At 41.0% G+C, this 17,698-nt stretch carries 8 protein-coding genes; 1 reads left to right on the forward strand and 7 read right to left on the reverse strand.

Annotated features, from left to right (window positions below):
• Nucleotides 1-70 precede the first annotated feature (70 nt).
• The 5 genes from RIV7116_RS22515 to RIV7116_RS22535 all read right to left on the reverse strand — a co-directional run bounded on the left by RIV7116_RS22515 (nt 71) and on the right by RIV7116_RS22535 (nt 6,953).
• A complete protein-coding gene (locus RIV7116_RS22515; protein ID WP_044292199.1) occupies nt 71-1,057 on the reverse strand; it encodes a folate-binding protein YgfZ in 987 nt (328 codons plus the stop codon).
• Nucleotides 1,058-1,247: 190 nt separating this feature from the next.
• A complete protein-coding gene (locus tag RIV7116_RS22520; protein WP_015120629.1) occupies nt 1,248-2,453 on the reverse strand; it encodes a hypothetical protein in 1,206 nt (401 codons plus the stop codon).
• An 82-nt stretch (nt 2,454-2,535) separates the two neighbouring features.
• Nucleotides 2,536-5,796 carry a tetratricopeptide repeat protein gene (locus RIV7116_RS22525; protein ID WP_015120630.1) on the reverse strand — a complete coding sequence of 1,087 codons (3,261 nt, stop codon included), beginning with the start codon at nt 5,794-5,796 and terminating at the stop codon, nt 2,536-2,538.
• Nucleotides 5,793-6,296, reverse strand: coding sequence for a hypothetical protein (locus RIV7116_RS22530; protein WP_015120631.1), 504 nt, complete (start codon nt 6,294-6,296; stop codon nt 5,793-5,795). The genes RIV7116_RS22525 and RIV7116_RS22530 overlap by 4 nt, the downstream gene beginning before the upstream one ends.
• A 171-nt stretch (nt 6,297-6,467) precedes the next feature.
• On the reverse strand, nt 6,468-6,953 hold the full coding sequence (locus RIV7116_RS22535; protein ID WP_015120632.1) for a hypothetical protein: 486 nt from the start codon (nt 6,951-6,953) through the stop codon (nt 6,468-6,470).
• 166 nt (nt 6,954-7,119) lie between these two features.
• Here RIV7116_RS22535 and RIV7116_RS22540 point away from each other — a divergent pair, with 166 nt between their 5' ends.
• Nucleotides 7,120-8,940, forward strand: a complete 1,821-nt coding sequence (locus tag RIV7116_RS22540; RefSeq protein WP_015120633.1) for a serine/threonine protein kinase — start codon at nt 7,120-7,122, stop codon at nt 8,938-8,940.
• Nucleotides 8,941-9,070: 130 nt separating this feature from the next.
• On the opposite strand, the gene RIV7116_RS22545 is transcribed toward RIV7116_RS22540, so the two are convergent.
• Entirely contained in the window at nt 9,071-9,706 is a 636-nt protein-coding gene (locus tag RIV7116_RS22545) for a hypothetical protein (protein ID WP_015120634.1), read from the reverse strand.
• Nucleotides 9,707-10,000: 294 nt separating this feature from the next.
• A complete protein-coding gene (locus RIV7116_RS35975) occupies nt 10,001-17,599 on the reverse strand; it encodes an SdrD B-like domain-containing protein (RefSeq protein WP_015120635.1) in 7,599 nt (2,532 codons plus the stop codon).
• Between the last annotated feature and the right edge of the window lie 99 nt (nt 17,600-17,698).

The following is a 17,698-nucleotide window of genomic DNA, read 5'->3' on the forward strand; positions in this document are numbered from 1 at the left end:
GTAATTGGTAATTCTTAAATCACTACTTGCTACTTGCTACTTGCTACTTATACTACTAACTGATAACTGTTCACTGTTCACTGTTTGGGTATTCATGGGTAACAAATGGAATTGACACTACTTCTCCTTGTGTTTCTCCCAATTTTATTTTTAAACCGACTCCGCCAGCTTTTGTACGAATGTAGCCTAACCCAAAATAATTATCGCCGTCTTGGGTGCAGCTAGTCAGTTTTCCGACTTTTTCATCATTTGCTGTAATTACTGTTCCCGGTTCAACAAAACTATTTAGACTAATTCCCCATAAATTCTGTTTTACACCTTTATAAGTGTTTAATCTCGCAATAGTTTCTTGTCCGATATAACAACCTTTATCAAAAGAAACTGTCTGCCATAAACCTACTTCTAAAGGATTATAATCATCGGTTAATTCGCTTTCTGGTTTTGGTCTTCCCTGCAATATTCGTAACGTTTCCCAATCATTATCCTTTATTTCTACCGCACCAGATCCGATGATTTGAGACCAAATTTTTTCCTTATGATTCGCATTCAAAATCAAAGTATATCCTGGAGTTGCTAAACCGCTACCAACAGCAATAATATTTCCTGTTTCCTCGTTTAAATTGGGAATTTGAATATGAGAACCATATGGTTTACCAATTATTTCAGAAGCACCTAATTTTTCAATAATAGCGTTGCTTTGGGAACCTAAAAGACTAAAAGTTACGGTTTCATCGGTTAAATCGGTTAACTGTACCTTATCCGCAAAAAATATATATTTATCCAACCATTGCATCAAATACTCGCGACGATTGGGAGAAACCAGTAGCAATACAGCATCATCTGTAACATAAGCACTTGCTAAATCAATAGTGCGAGCAGTAGAAGTTACAAAAACCGTATCGCATCCCTGCCCTGGTTTAAGACTTTCAAAATCATTCGTGCTTTGATTGTGCAAAAAACGCAGGCGATCGCCATCTGAAACCTTGATACGTCCCCAATGGCTGCGATTGTAAACGGCAACTCCCGTTTCTAATAGTTGAATAGCTGATTCAGACATAATAATTTTGGATTTTAGATTTTGGATTGGGCACCGGGCATTGGGCATGGGGCATGGGTAATTGGCAATTGGATTTCTTTCCCACTGCGCCACTACCTCCTCTTCCTTCTCAAAAATAAAAAAGAGCGAACCGTATAACGATTCACCCTTCTTTAAAATTCTATTTTACGCTCTTGAAAGCAAAACGTGATTAAATATCAGTTCTTGTATCCTTAATTTCGACTCTTGGAGCTTGTGTTTTATACAAGTCAGCTTCACGATTGTTCATGTCTAAATCTGTTTTAACCATAACTTCCTCTTTTTCTACAGAAGGAGAGTTATTATCTTGAGCTGCATTCTTCACAGATTTTGCTGCATCGTTTACGGAAGACTTGACATTGTCACCGGCTTTCTTGGCAGAATCAGCAGCATCTTTAGCGGAAGACTTTAATTCTTCACCTGCTTTCTTAGCAGAATCAGCAGCACCTTTAGCGGAAGATTTTAGTTCTTCACCTGCTTTCTTCGCAGATAATCTAGCATCATCAACCGCACCTTTTACGGAGCCTGCTGCATCTTTTACTGCTGGTTTAACATCTTCTTTTACTTCATTAACCGCACTTTTAACCGAGCCAGCAGCATCTTTTACGGATGGCTTGACTTCTTCTACAGCTTCTTGAACCGAACCCGCTACACTTCTCATCGCAGGTTTCGCTTCTTCTGCTGCACCTTTCAAGGAATTCGCAGCGCTCTTGATAGCAGGTTTGGTTTCTTCTACAGTGTTTTGTACTGAGTTAGAAATGTTTCTAACAGCAGGTCTTGCTTCTTCCGATACACCTTTAACTGCATCAACAACAGCAGGCTTAGACTCTTGAACTGTTTGCTTAACGGATTCTGCGGTATCAACAACAGCAGGCTTTGCTTGCTGTACTGTATCTTTAACTTCCTCTACCACACCTTTAACAGCAGGCTTAACTTCCTCGGCTGTATCTTCTACAGCGTGACTGACAGTATTGATAGCACTGTTCGCATTTTCAGCAACAGTCTCAGCAGCACCAACAACGCCTTCTACAGTCTTATCAACAGCTTCAGATGTACCTTTACCAGCCATAGCACCGGCTGCTGCACCAGCTACGGCACCTAAAATTCCTTTCTTAGAACCTAATAACCCACCAATTGCGGCTCCAGCAATCGCCGCACCAACACCAGAGCCAGAATTAGATTCTGAATTTTCTTGTTCTTGATTTTCTTGATTTAAATTTTTATTTTCTTCTTTATTTTCTAAAGGTTGGTTATTCTCATTCATAATTATTTCCTCAGTATTTATTAATAAAACTGCGATGTAAAAAGATTGCAGCTTGACGAACAGTACTAAGTTAACAATTACAAATTCCGAATCACACCAACTTTGGGGAGACATTCTTAAAATGTTTTTCTGCCAAAGGTTGGAGACTGAATTTAATTTTTCACTCTAAAGAAACATTTTATATGTACTATTTTGATTAGTTAAGGATTATTTTTTTAGCTTTTTGCGGTGGTGAAGAAAGTTTTTGATGAATTTCTATAAAAGTTTGATTTTGAGGTTCGATAGCAAGCGCTCGCTGACAATAATTTATTGCTTCTTGACGTTCCCCAAGCTTTAAAAGTGCTAAAGTTAATTTCTTAATTACAATTTTTAAACCACGAATATTTGCTCGCTTTTCGTCAATTTCAAAGCCTTTACTAAGTTCTGTGGCTGCCTCTGCAAATTTCTGACGTGTAATTAAAGCTTGTCCCATTGCCGTATAGACTTTAGCTAAATGCTCCTCATCTTCGAGTTTCTTGCCAATTTTAATACTCTGCTTAAAAGCTGCGATCGCCCATTCAAATTTCTTGTCGTCTCTTTGTTTTTGCAATACTTGAGCTAAACTATTAAGAACTATTGCTTGTCCTCTTTCATCTTTTATTTTTTCAGATAAATCGAAGCTGCGTCGAATAATCTTCTCAGCTTCTTTCCATCTTTGTTGTCGCTTAAATAGTACTCCTAAGCTATTTAAAACCATTGCGAGACTGCGTTTTTCATCTAAATCTTCAAATATAGATTGACTGCGAAGGAGAATATTTTCTGCTTCATTTAAGCGATTCGGTTGATTTATAAATGAAAGTGCTTGTTGGTGAAGCGCTTCACCAATTTCTTTTTTCACAAATGCTTTCTGAGCAGCTTTATCTAATTGCTCGTAAATATCAAAACTTTGTTCTAAGATATTTATTGCTTCTTGAAAATGTTTTTGCTCTTGTAGAACAAAAGCTAAATCTTTAAGCCCAATTGCAACTGAATTCTTATCATCAATAGATTGAGCAACTTCTATTTGACTTCGGAAAGCATTAGCAGCTTCTTCAAGTTTTCCTTGATGTTGTAATATACCAGCCAAGCCGTTAAGGGCTATTGCTTGTTGTCGTTTATCATCAATAGATTGAGAAATTTCTATTTGAGATTGAAAAGTATTAGCGGCTTCTTCTAGCTTTCCTTGCTGCTGCAATACACCAGCTAAACCATTAAGCCCAAATGTAAGTGAACGTTTATCATTATTAGATTGAGAAATTTCTATTTGAGATTGAAAAGTATTAGCGGCTTCTTCTAGCTTTCCTTGCTGCTGCAATACACCAGCTAAACCGTTAAGCCCAAATGTAAGTGAACGTTTATCATCAATAGATTGAGAAATTTCTATTTGAGATTGAAAAGTATTAGCGGCTTCTTCTAGCTTTCCTTGCTGCTGCAATACACCAGCTAAACCGTTAAGCGCTATTATAATCGAACGTGTATCATTAATAGTTTGAGCAATTTTCAGTTGACGTTGGAAAGTACTAACAGCTTTATCAAGCTTTCCTTGCTGCTGTAATATACCAGCTAAACCTTTAAGCGCTATCGTTTGCTGTCGTTTGTCATCAACAGATTGAGCAATTTTCAGTTGACGTTGGAAAGTACTAGCAGCTTTATCAAGCTTTCCTTGCTGTTGTAATACACAAGCTAAAGTATTCAGCACTATTGTTAAACCTTCTGAGTCATTCAGTTGAACCTCAGTTTTTAAAGCTTGTTCAAGATAATTTACTGCTTCGTGCAATCTATTTTGTCGCCGTAGTATAACTCCAAATGTGTTTAGCCACTTTGCTTCACAAAGCTGACGGGTTTCTATTGCTTCGATTTTATTTAGTAATTTTTGGATAGGGACAAGCACGGCTTCAGCATTTTTATGTTCGCCCTGCAAGGATAAATACTTAGCTTGCTGAATTCGGAATTTAATTACAGAATCCCAAAGTTCGCTTGATTCTGCTATAAGTTGAAATAACGACATGAATTCAACAGCTTGTTGCCAATAGCCATTTCTTTCAAAAAATGACTGAATATATTTGGCGAATTCGTAATCAGCTATTTGTTGTTGCTGTAACCACTTTGCAGCTAACATAATATCTTCTAATTCTTCTGCAATCAAAGATGCAGTAGAACTATCTATTTCAATTGATTTGAATTCAACAAAAAATTGAGCATGACTTGCTGCTGCATCATCCTTCAAACCACGCTCAATTGCTAATTCTTGAGCAAACAAACGAATAAGCGGATGAAAAACAAAGCGATTTTCTCCGACTTCAGAATAGTTAAGTAGCGAAAGTTGATGAAAACGGTCTAAATAATCTTGTGCTGTATACTCGTCATCAAAATTCCCAACTATTGCAGCTGTACGTCTGGAAAAACCTGATTCAGCACAAACGCTTAAACAAGCAAAAAAGTCAATTTCATCTTTTTCGAGTAGTTTCAAACTCAAGCTTAATGAAGCTTTAACGTTTAATTCCTTGTCTCCTCTAATTTTCAGCCTTTTGAGTCGATTTTTTTCTTGTTTCAATGAAGCAGCATAGTCTGCAAGTGTTCGCGGTTTCCCTCGCAAAGTTGCACCCGCTATTTGTAGCGCTAAGGGCAAGCTGCCAATTAAACGAATTATTTTATTAGCTGCTTCTATTTCATCATCAACTCGTTTTTCCCCTAAAATCTTTTTTAGTAGCTGTAGCGAATCTTTTTCAGGTAAGGGACGAACGTCAATAGTGGCTTTAATGGGAATATCGAGTAATGCTGGTAGTTGGCGATCGCGTGTTGTAATGATAATCGCGCATCGGTTTCCACCAACACATAAATCTAGGATGGTAGGATTATCTGCATTGTCAAAAATCAACAGCATTCGTCGATGAGCAAACATTTCTTGCATGATGGTTGCTGCATCTCGCTCATCTTCTGGATCAATTTCTTCCTTGCAGCATCTGGCAAAATCCCGAACTATGGTATCCGCATTTTTTCCGTCAACTCGTAAGCCTATAACCCCATCGGGAAATTTATATTTATATTTAGTTGCAAAGTGACAGGCAAGTGCTGATTTACCAATTCCTCCGGCACCAGCTAAACTAACAATGCTACAAACTTTATTTCCCTGACGGTTAATAAGTTGTTTTTCAAGTTTTTGCAGTTCATTATCTCTTCCAGTAAAAGTTGAGATATCTTTCTGCGGTAATATAAAGCGTGTTGTACGATCTTGATTAGATGCAGATGAGTTTTTTTGCTTTTGATTGGCGATTTCTGCTTCTAATCTTTTAATTTCTTTATCGCATTCTTGAATTTCTTTTATAAGAGCAAATTTCTGTTTGAAATCTGTTATTTTTGGTTTTTCTTTCTCAAAAAAGCCGCGTTGTTCTCGTAAGTAATTGAGCGCTTTCTCTAAATCACTTTCCTCTCGGCTCATACTCTATCCCTAAGACGAGATTTAATCCACTGCCATAGGTTAGTAAAGGTAGCTTCCGTATCCATTTCCATTTCATAAGATGCAAGCATTGGAATAATTGGAAATGCTACTTTTAACTTCGCTGCTGCTGTTTTTCCTGGCTCATCTAATTTTTCTCGAATTTCTCTCAAAAGCTGAATCATTTCGTTTGAATAAGTTTCAGCAGGAAGAACTTCGATGTGTTCTACTACTTGTACAATTTCCGCAAGAGTATTCTCAGCTTCATTTTCTGGAATTGTAGATACTTCTGATAATTGAGAAAGTATTTGCCCGTATTCAGCTTCATGCTTACGAATATCCGGGATTATTTCTGTCTTTATTTCCTGTTGGAGTTCCAATTTTGCCTTAAAATATGATGTTCTCTTAATTTCTTTCTGAAACTCGCTGAGCTTTTCGTATTCAATCTCTAATATTTCTTCTAAACTTTTTAATCTTTGACGATTGATTCTATCAGAAACCATTAGCAGCTATTTTTTAAATTTAGTATTTACACGTAGTATTATTTCCGAGTATAACTAAAGTATCCGGTTATATTGGTATACATCTACGTAAAAACTAAACTTATTTATACAATTATACTTAGTTGATACAACATTTCGCGATCCAATTCCCCATCCCCAATCCCCAATTCCCTAATGCGGTAACTTAGCAAACATCTCTTCAACTACCCGTTTTGCTTTTTTATCTAACAAATTCCATTCCACATCACCAGTTTCATCTAGTAGACTAGTATCAATATCAACTACATCATTACTGAGGGTGTATTCAACAAAACATACCTGATAACATAACTCCCACAAATCAACATTTACTTGTTGGTCTTGACGCTCCAAGCATAGATGATATCCTGGATGGGGCGTTGGCAATTTAGCCAATGTTTCTCTTATTTCCACGGCTTGTTCTGGTGTTGCAGTTTCGAGTTCTTGCACCATTTGAGTGACTATCGCTTTAGTTTCCTCACTCGTGCCAGCAGCCCAAGTCAAAACGTCATGATAAGTACCTTTCCAGGAAGAATTATCAAGTATCTTGCGGACGTTGTCGATAACGCGAATGAATGTTGGCTGCATAAGTAGTTCTGCCTGCTGCCATGCTACTGAGTTTGTTATTTTTGGTGGCATCTTCGGTAAACAAAATTGTTGAAATCGATATTAACAATGTGTAGATGAGAAAATACTGGGATTAAAACGAGAATCTTTTTTTATAAGATAACGGATATGGTCGCAGTATTGATGGAAATATTTAGTACGTCCCACGTTTGCTGGGTGTTAACACTGGGGAGTGAATATGATAGGCAAACTACTAGACTATCGTTATAAAGTTATCAAAGTTCTCGCTACGGGTGGGTTTGGTGAAAATTATATCGCTGAGGATACCAAAAGACCTGGTAATCCGATTTGTGTTGTTAAGCATCTTAAACCTACTAGCACTGAGTCAAAAGTCTTTGATACTGCGAAACGCTTATTTCAAAGTGAAGCCGAAACTTTAGAAAAACTGGGTAATCACGACCAAATACCCAGATTATTAGCTTATTTTGACGAAAATCACGAATTTTTTTTAGTACAAGAATTTATAGAAGGACATCCTCTAACTGAGGAATTGGAAACTGGACAACGCTGGAATGAAAATCAAGTCATTCAGATGTTGGTTTCCGTTCTCTCGGTTTTAGAATTTGTTCACAGTCAAGGTGTAATTCATCGCGATATTAAACCCGATAATATTATTCGCCGTTACAGTGACGGTAAATTAGTTTTAGTTGATTTTGGTGCTGTCAAGCAACTACGAACTTCTTATGGTTTGGGTTCGCTTCAAGGCGTACCAAATCCTTCTGCGACAGTAGCTATTGGTACTCCTGGCTACATGCCTACAGAACAAGGTCAAGGTAGACCCCGACACAATAGCGATATTTATTCTTTGGGGATTATTGCAATTCAGGCTCTTACGGGAATTGCACCAATGGATTTACCAGAAGACCCGCAAACGGGAGAATTACTCTGGGAAAATTTAGTACCCGTGAGTCGAGAATTGATAGAAGTTTTGAATATGATGGTGCGCTACCACTTTAAAGAGCGCTACCAAAATGCAACTGAGGCATTAGAGGCATTAAGTTCATTTTCTCATAATTTAGTACCGCAGCAGTATCCTCAACTGCGTCCTCAATCAAATCCTTCGGCTCAACATTCTCGGGTAATGACTATTGCTGTTGCACCTTCTCATCCCCGCCAGCCAACCCAAACGTTTTCCGAGCATCAGATTCCTCGCGGCTCTAGTGGCCCAGATTTTTTACAAATATTAATTATATTAGGATTAGTTGGCGGTACTGCTTTTGCAACTTCTGCCATCGTTGAAAATGTAAACAATTTTGGAAATAGTTTTACTGGTGCTGCCGCTCAAGCTAACTGTACGGCTACAGTTGCAGCAAACTCTAATGTTCGCTCGGAACCTAGTACTTATACTAAAAATAATATTATTCAAAGAGTGTCTAAAGATACTAAGTTTTTGGTTACTGGTAAAAGAACGAAAAAAGGTTGGGTAGAAGTCAAAGTTAATCCTGGAGAATCAGCTTGGGCGCATTCCAATGTAATTAAAAATGGAGAAGAATGGATTACTTGTTTGCGGGACCAAAGCATTGCGGTTAAAACAGTTGACGGTAGTGGATTGATTGCAACTCCGGTACCCAAACCCGAGCCGATTCTTAAAAACGAAGAGGAAAGCAAGTCAATTGAGAACGCAAGGGAAGATGATGCAGCGGTAGAAAAAGCCAAAGAAAAATACGAATCTGGAGACTTAGAAGGTGCGATCGCTATTTTAGAAACTCTGGCTCCTAACAATAAAAATGTCAAAGAAGCCCGAGAAATGATAACTCAATGGCAAAAAGACTGGGACAAAGCCGAAGGTTTCTTTAATGATGTGAATACGGCTATTTCTCAGGGAAAATGGGAAAAAGTCCAAGAATATCAAAAAAATCCCGATAAGCTACCAGATACTAATTATTGGCGAAAAAAGGTTGAACCCTTATTTCAGCAAGCCGCTGAAAATACCAAAAACAGTTTATCCCAAATCAAACCAGCCGAAGCCGAAGAAGTAGAAAAAGGAAATAGGGAGTAGGGAATTGGGCATCGGGCATTGGGCATTGGTAATGGGTAATTGGTAATGGGTAATAATTATTTATTCTCCTCCATCTCCCCATCTCCCCATCTTCTTGTCTCCCTATCTCCTTGTCTCCCATTCTCCCTACTTAATTAGTAGGAGGAGGAGGTAAAATATTTTCCTGTTGGGGATTATTGTTTTCTGGATTACTGTTTTCGGGATTATTCTGTGCTGGACTACTATCTACCGGAGTCGGGTTACTTCGTTGCAAATTAGCATCGTAAAAGTAAACGCGACTGCAATATTGAGTTGAACTAGAACAAGTTGCTTCAATTGCGACGTTACTAACATTGTTCACATCAACAGATACATTTGCGACTTGTGTCGGCCCTACAGTCACAGTTTCAGTTGGTTTGCCATCTAAGTACAATTGAACCCGAACGCTAGGACTATTTACGTTATTGTCGCGCATTCCAAAGCCTAAATCTAAGCTTTGAAATACGTTTTGAGGTCGATCTTCTGGTTTGATTTTGCAAGTTAAAGCTGCCGAACGATAACCAGGGCCTAAATAAAATTTACTACTGTAAACCGCTTTACCAATAGAAATATCAAGTTTTTGCCGACGAGCGCTACCGATGCCGCTTTTAACACATTTTGCTTTTAACAAAGAAGTTGGACGCAATTTGGTTTGCTTTTGGGCAGTTACTTCACCCGAAGGAAAAAGAGCAGGCAATATGACTGCAATTGGTAGAAGAACCGAGCTAATTAATTTCTTTTTTTGCATTAACATTCAAAAATTAATTTCAATCTAGGTCAAAGTCAAGACAATAATACCTAATCGTTCGGATTTTTTTTGTATTAAAAAATTGGAGATTGGGCATGGAGAATTGGGCATGGGGAATTGGACATAGGTAACCAGTTAATTCACCCTCGCTGTGCGACAGTATACCAAATCAAAGTTGTTTGTAGCTGTTATTATCTTTCCGTTCTCAGCCTCCTCTCCCCATCTCTATAAAAAAAGGGGCACGGAAACCCGTACCCCAAAATGTTGTTAAGGAAGACTTATTTTTGAATGAAATTAATTAACTCTGACGCGGAAGCGAACAAATCCGAATTGTCCGCCTGCCGGTAAGGTACCGAGGTTGGTAAGTACCGCACCATTTGCGGGGGTACCGTTAAGACAAATATTTTGGAATTCTGCCGGTACTGGAGATAAAGGCGTTAGGAAGTTACCATTATCTGCACCATTACCACCGCCATTTACGGTAATACTACCGTTTACAAAAGCTGTGCCGTTAGGAACTACGTCACAAACCCTGACGTTTTGCAGGGCTTCCCCACCTTCGCTTAAGAAGTAAATCGTGTATTCTATTTCATCACCACTTTGTACTGGTGTTTCTAAGCGAGTAATACCTACAGGTGAAGATTGTGGAGAAGAGTTGAGAACATTATCATTTTCATCGTTAGCATCATCTTCAAACTGGTTAAAGTTAACACCGCTGATGGGTTGATTTCCTCTCAATACGTTGGTAATCCGTTTAACTAAACGTAAATTTGTTGGCCCGGATGCTCCCAAAAGACCGGGACGGAAACCAAAGTCTATCTCGTTTCTATTTGGAGTTGCTTCGGTTAACTGAGCCGATAATGTGGTTTCGGTGGTTGGACTAAAGTCATTAGGTCTGGCTGCTTCAACGGTATAGTTAGCTAAAGGTAAACCGTTAAAGATATAGTTACCGTTTTCGTTGGTGGTTGTGGTGGCAAATATATCGCCGTTAGCATTTCTTAAGGTTAACTGAACTCCGGGGATTCCTGCTTCACCTTCTTCGTTTGGTTCTTTAACACCGTTGTTATTGCTATCGGTAAAGTCTTGTACTCCGTCACCATCCGTATCGTTAAATACGGTATCGCCGATAGAGCCACCACTCGGCCCGCGTAAGCCAAAGTCAGCGTTAGTTAAATCTTGTCCCGGTTGTAAATTCCTTTCGATTTGCGAACCGCCAGGATTAGTTACCTCCGATAGATTTAAAGGAGGAGTCACCGTAATTCTGTAAGGTCCTGGTGGTAAATCGCCAAAAGTATAATTACCTTGGTCGTTGGTAGTAGTTTCTTGAGTGGTATCGTCGGCAGTACCTAATTGGTTGTCGGGTCCGGGCTGAGTTAAAGTTACGGTAACGTTAGGAACTCCGGGTTCTCCTTCATCTCTTACACCATCACCGTCCGTGTCATTAAAGACTTCATCGCCGATTGAACCAGGATTCTCGCCTCCGAATCCGGTCATCCTAATACCGAAATCAGCACTATCTAAGTTTTGTCCTGGCTGTAAATCTACTGAAATTGGATTGGCACCCGTTGTCAAAATACTACCGTCAGGCAGCACCATTTGTACTTGATAATCTCCTGGTGGAAGATTGTCAAAGGTGTATTGACCAGGGGTATTTTCGTTGAAAGCAACGGTGTCAGTATTATCGGTACGTTGTTCTTCAACTTGGTCGTCGCCAGTACCGAATACGCCATCTTGTCCGGGACGAACTAATCGGACTACAACACCGCTAACTCCCGGCTCTCCTGGTTCTTGAACGCCGTTACCATTTTCATCTGCAAACACGGTATCGCCAATTGAACCAGTTGATGGTGGCTGGAAGCCAAAGTCAACTGTATCAATATTCTGACCGGCTTGTAAGTTAACTGGGTTGTCTTGCGTCAAGGTGGGATTTAAACCTTGAGGAGGATTGCTCACAGTAACGGTGTAGGTACCCGGAGGTGCAACAAAGCTGTAAGCACCGTCTTCATCAGTATTGGTAGTTGCAACTACATTACCATTAGCGTCTCGAAGTACCAAAGTTAGTCCGGGGATTCCGCTTTCGTCATTATCGGGAGTGCTATCTCCGTCATTATCGAAGAATACTAAATCTCCGATGGTTCCTACTTGTTGTGGTGAGAAACCAAAGTCAGCATCATTAAAGTTTTGACCTGGTTGTAAAGGAATATTACTTGGTGGTGTTTGAGTTGGGTTTAAACCATCGGGAGAATTATTAACCGTGACTCTGTAGTTACCAGTAGGAACGTTGGGGAAACTATAATTACCTTGGTCATTGGTAGTGGTAGTGTCGGTAGTATCGTCTGGAGTTCCCAACTGTCCGTCTTCACCTGGACGAGTTAACGTAACTTCCACACCAGGGATTCCAGGTTCACCTTCGTTTTGAGTACCGTCGCTATTGTTATCTTGATAAACGGTATCGCCGATTGTACCGGTTGGTTGTGTGAAACCGAAATCAGCGGTATCTATGTTATCCCCTTCATTCAAGGTAATTGGATTATTTGGAGTTTGGGTTTGACTAAATTCTCGAATTGGTTGCTGTGATTGGTCGTTGATAGTAACTCGATATGTTCCCGCAGGTAAGTTGGGGAAGGTATATCTACCGTTAGCATCGGTACTAGTTCTACCACTGGTATCGTCATCCGTTAGACTTTCACCAAACACGCCGTCTGGCCCTGTTCCTGCATAATTCACAACTACACCAGCTATTCCAGGTTCACCTTCATCTTGTTGACCGTTATTGTTCAAATCGTTATAAACGGTGTCACCAAGAGAACCAGTACCTTGCTGTTGTCCTGGTGCTAAACCAAAGTCAGCTGTGTCTATGTTTTGGTTGTCTCCTACTGTTACGGTTTCGGGTGGGGTTTGAGTTGGACTTAAACCATCGGGATTGGTAATTGTCACCCTGTAATTACCAGCAGGTACGTTGGGGAAGTTGTAATTTCCTTGTTCGTCGGTGGTTGTGGTTTGAGTTGTATCGTCTTCGTTACCCAATTGACCATCTTCGCCGGGAGTAGTTAGAGTAACGATGACTCCAGGAACACCTGTTTCACCTTCATCTTGCTGGTTGTTACGGTTGGTATCGTTGTAAACCGTATCCCCGATAGAACCCGTTCCTTGTGCAGGTGCTAAACCAAAGTCAACGGTGTCATCGTTTTCATTTTCTTCTAACTCAATGGTTTCGGGTGGGGTTTGAGTTGGAGTCAAACCATCGGGATTGGTAATTGTCACTCTGTAGTTACCAGCAGGTAAGTTGGGGAAGTTGTAATTACCTTGCTCGTTGGTGGTTGTGGTAGTGGTTGTATCGTCTGGGGTACCCAATTGACCATCTTCACCGGGACTGGTTAAGGTAACTGTGACTCCAGGAATACCAGTCTCACCTTCATCTTGCTGACTATTACGATTGGTGTCGTTGTAAACCGTATCCCCAATAGAACCCGTTCCTTGTGCAGGTGCTAAACCAAAGTCAACGGTGTCATCGTTTTCATTTTCTTCTAACTCAATGGTTTCGGGTGGGGTTTGAGTTGGAGTCAAACCATCGGGATTGGTAATTGTCACTCTGTAGTTACCAGCAGGTAAGTTGGGGAAGTTGTAATTACCTTGTTCGTTGGTGGTTGTGGTAGTGGTTGTATCGTCTGGGGTACCCAATTGACCATCTTCGCCGGGACTGGTTAAGGTAACTGTGACTCCAGGAATACCAGTCTCACCTTCATCTTGCTGACTATTACGATTGGTGTCGTTGTAAACCGTATCCCCGATAGAACCCGTTCCTTGATCTTGTCCTGCAAAACCGAAGTCAATCGTATCAATATTTTGACCGCCTTGCAGGTTAATTACATCCGGTTGGGTTTGAGTCGGATTTAACCCGTTGGGGGTTTCAGTAGTAACTCTGTAGTTTGCTGGAGGTAAGTTAGTGAAACCGTAAATACCTTGTTCGTTGGTAGTTGTGGTTTGAGTAGTGTCGTCCTCGTTACCGAACTGACCGTCTTCACCCGGAGTTGTTAACGTCACCGTAACCCCAGGAATACCAGTTTCACCTTCATCTTGTTGGTTATTACTGTTGGTATCGTTATAAACTGTGTCTCCGATAGAACCTGTTCCGTCTTCTTGTGGCGCGAAACCGAAATCAACAGTATCTAAATTTTGATTTTGTGCTAAAGCAACTGTTTCATCTGGGGTTTGAGTCGGAGTTAAACCATCTGGGGTAGTGGTAGTAACTCGATAGTTGCCCGCAGGTAAATTGGGGAAACTGTAATTACCGTTTTCATTGGTGGTTGTGGTTTGTGTGGTATCGTCAGGAGTACCAAATTCACCATCTTCACCGGGATTAGTTAAAGTAACTGTCGCTCCAGGAATACCGGTTTCACCTTCATCTTGCTGGTTGTTACGGTTGGTATCGTTGTAAACCGTATCCCCAATAGTTCCTTGTCCCTGTCCTAATGGTCCCGGTACAAAACCAAAGTCAACTGTATCTAAGTTTTGACCTGGTTGTAATTCCACAGCATCAGGTTGGGTTTGAGTGGGGTTATCTCCTTCTCTAGGACTAGTTGCGGTAACTCTGTAATTACCCGCAGGAAGATTGGGGAAGGTGTAAATACCTTGTTCGTTGGTAGTGGTGGTTTGAGTCGTATCGTCACCAGTACCTAATTGTTCGTCGGGGCCTGGAAGAGTTAAGGTAACTGTAGCTCCAGGAATACCTTCTTCCCCTTCATCTTGTTGATTGTTGCTATTCCCATCTGTATAAACTGTGTCTCCGATACTACCTATTTGCTGCGGTGAGAAACCGAAATCAGCATCTTCAAAATCTTCACCTGGTTGTACGGTAACAGTTTGCGGTGGGGTTTGAGTTGGGGTTAAACCGTCGGGAGGATTATTAACAACAACTTGATAGTCACCTGGGGGTACGTTGGGAAAACCATAAGTACCGTTTTCATCGGTAGTTGTAGTTTGAGTTGTGTCGTCTGGGGTACCAAATTGACCGTCGGGACCTGGATTAACTAAGGTAACTTCAACGCCAGGAAGTCCCGGTTCGCCTTCGTTTTGGGTTCCGTCACCGTTTTCATCTCGGTAAACTGTATCTCCAACCGTACCACCTGGAGTTGGTGCGAAACCAAAGTCAACTGTATCGATATTTTGACCCGGTTGTAATTCTACAGGGTTGGGTTGGGTTTGAGTTGGATTCAAACCATCGGGTGTTGCTGAGGTTACTTGATAATTTCCCGCAGGTAAGTTGGGGAAGGTGTAAATACCTTGGTCGTTGGTAGTGGTGGTTTGAGTCGTATCGTCAGGAGTACCTAATTGTCCGTCGGCACCTGGACTGGTTAAAGTTACCTGTACTCCACCAATTCCGGTATCGCCTTCATCTTGGACGTTGTTATTGTTATTATCCCGATAAACTGTATCGCCAATACTACCTATTTGCTGCGGTGCGAAACCGAAATCAGCATCTTCAAAATCTTCACCTGGTTGTACGGTAACAGTTTGCGGTGGGGTTTGAGTTGGTGTTAAACCATCGGGAGGATTATTAACAACAACTTGATAGTCACCTGGGGGTACGTTGGGAAAACCATAAGTACCGTTTTCATCGGTAGTTGTGGTTTGCGTTGTGTCGTCTGGGGTACCAAATTGACCGTCGGGACCTGGATTAACTAAGGTAACTTCAACGCCAGGGATTCCCGGTTCGCCTTCGTTTTGGGTTCCGTCACCGTTCTCATCTCGGTAAACTGTGTCTCCAACCGTACCGCCTTGAGGAGGTGAGAAACCAAAGTCAACTGTATCGATATTTTGACCAGGCTGTAATTCTACAGGATTGGGTTGGGTTTGAGTTGGATTCAAACCATCGGGTGTTGCTGAGGTTACTTGATAATTCCCAGCAGGTAAGTTGGGAAAGGTGTAAATACCTTGTTCGTTGGTAGTTGTGGTTTGATTTGTATCGTCAGGAGTACCTAATTGTCCGTCGGCACCTGGGCTGGTTAAAGTTACCTGTACTCCAGGAATTCCAGTATCGCCTTCGTCTTGGACGTTGTTGTTGTTATTATCCCGATAAACTGTATCGCCAATACTACCAGTTTGCTGCGGTGAGAAACCGAAATCAGCATCTTCAAAATTTTGACCAGGTTGTACGGTAACAGTTTGCGGTGGGGTTTGAGTTGGGGTTAATCCGTCGGGAGGATTATTAACAACAACTTGATAGTCACCTGGGGGTACGTTGGGAAAACCATAAGTACCGTTTTCATCGGTAGTTGTGGTTTGCGTTGTGTCGTCTGGGGTACCAAATTGACCGTCGGGACCTGGATTAACTAAGGTAACTTCAACGCCAGGAAGTCCCGGTTCGCCTTCGTTTTGAGTTCCGTCACCGTTTTCATCTCGGTAAACTGTATCTCCAACCGTACCACCTGGAGTTGGTGCGAAACCAAAGTCAACTGTGTCAATATTTTGACCAGGCTGTAATTCTACAGGATTGGGTTGGGTTTGAGTTGGATTCAAAGCATCGGGTGTTGCTGAGGTTACTTGATAATTCCCAGCAGGTAAGTTGGGAAAGGTGTAAATACCTTGTTCGTTGGTAGTTGTGGTTTGATTTGTATCGTCAGGAGTACCTAATTGTCCGTCGGCACCTGGGCTGGTTAAAGTTACCTGTACTCCAGGAATTCCAGTATCGCCTTCGTCTTGGACGTTGTTGTTATTGTTATCCCGATAAACTGTATCGCCAATACTACCTATTTGCTGCGGTAGAAAACCAAAATCAGCAGTATCAAAATTTTGACCTGCTGCTACAACAATAGTTTGTGGTGGTGTTTGAGTTGGACTGAAACCTTGGGGGGGATTATCAACAGTAACTCGGTAATTACCAGCAGGTACGGGGAAATTGTATCTTCCGTTATTATCAGTTGTAGTGGTTTCTGTAGTGTCGTCGGGAGTGCCAAATTGACCGTCAGGACCGGGATTTATTAAAGTTAAATTAATTCCAGGAATCCCTGCTTCGCCAGGATTTTGCGTACCGTCGCCATTGAGATCTTGATAAACCGTATCACCAATGGTACCTGCATCCCCCGGCGCACAAATAGTGAATGGTGCTAAACCGATAGTTTGGTCTTGTCCTCTTTGTTGAGAAGTATCTGGTGTATAAGTAATGTTGATTTGGTCAACAGCACCTTGGGGTGTTACAGAAACGTTACCTTGACCTTGATCGGGCAATGAGTTCTCTGTTGTACCAGAAGCTGTATTACCAGAAACTTGGGTGAACGAACCAAGCGCTTGCAGATTAACAGCAACGTTGGAATTATTATTAGCCGCAGTAACGGTAGCTATATCTCGGAAAAATCTACCGCTATCTCGCTCGCCTTCTTGGTCAACATCCAACAAAGTTAAAGGGGATGCTAAGGTAACTGGTTGAGCAAAAGTAATAGTAAGAGTTGCAGATCCTGGTGCTAGATTACCCGTTTCTGGTGGTTTACCAGGACCAATATTTAAACGTAGATTTGGTCCTTGAAGCCCACCATAAACACCACCATCAATTCTTGATTCGGTTCTATCAATAACTCGATTGGGTACTTCTTCAATGAAAGATAAGACAGTACGTATTCCGCCGATACTATAGATTTGTGTTAAATCTTGCAGGCTATCGCTAGCGTTGAACTGTATTGTTTCTGGTGTGGTACCCGCAGGACAACTTGCTGCGTTTTGCGCTATGGCCTTCCCACTACTCATTATTGGTATTTGGGGTACGCCTAACAAAACCGCTAATAAAGTCGTAGACAGAAAGGGACTGGAGATATTTCTTGATGATAGCCTAGTATTATTTGCCACCGAACCCGGTTCCCCTTGAGTAATTGACGATAAATGCTTAAATAAAGCTTTCATTTTTTGCTTCCTAAACAACGAAAAATATTTAGTTAGTTGTTAGTGGTTAGTAGTTAGTAGTTAGTGGCAAGTGGTGAAGTAGCGCGCAGAGCGGGGGTT

The sequence above is a fragment of the Rivularia sp. PCC 7116 genome, from assembly GCF_000316665.1.
GTDB lineage: Bacteria > Cyanobacteriota > Cyanobacteriia > Cyanobacteriales > Nostocaceae > Rivularia.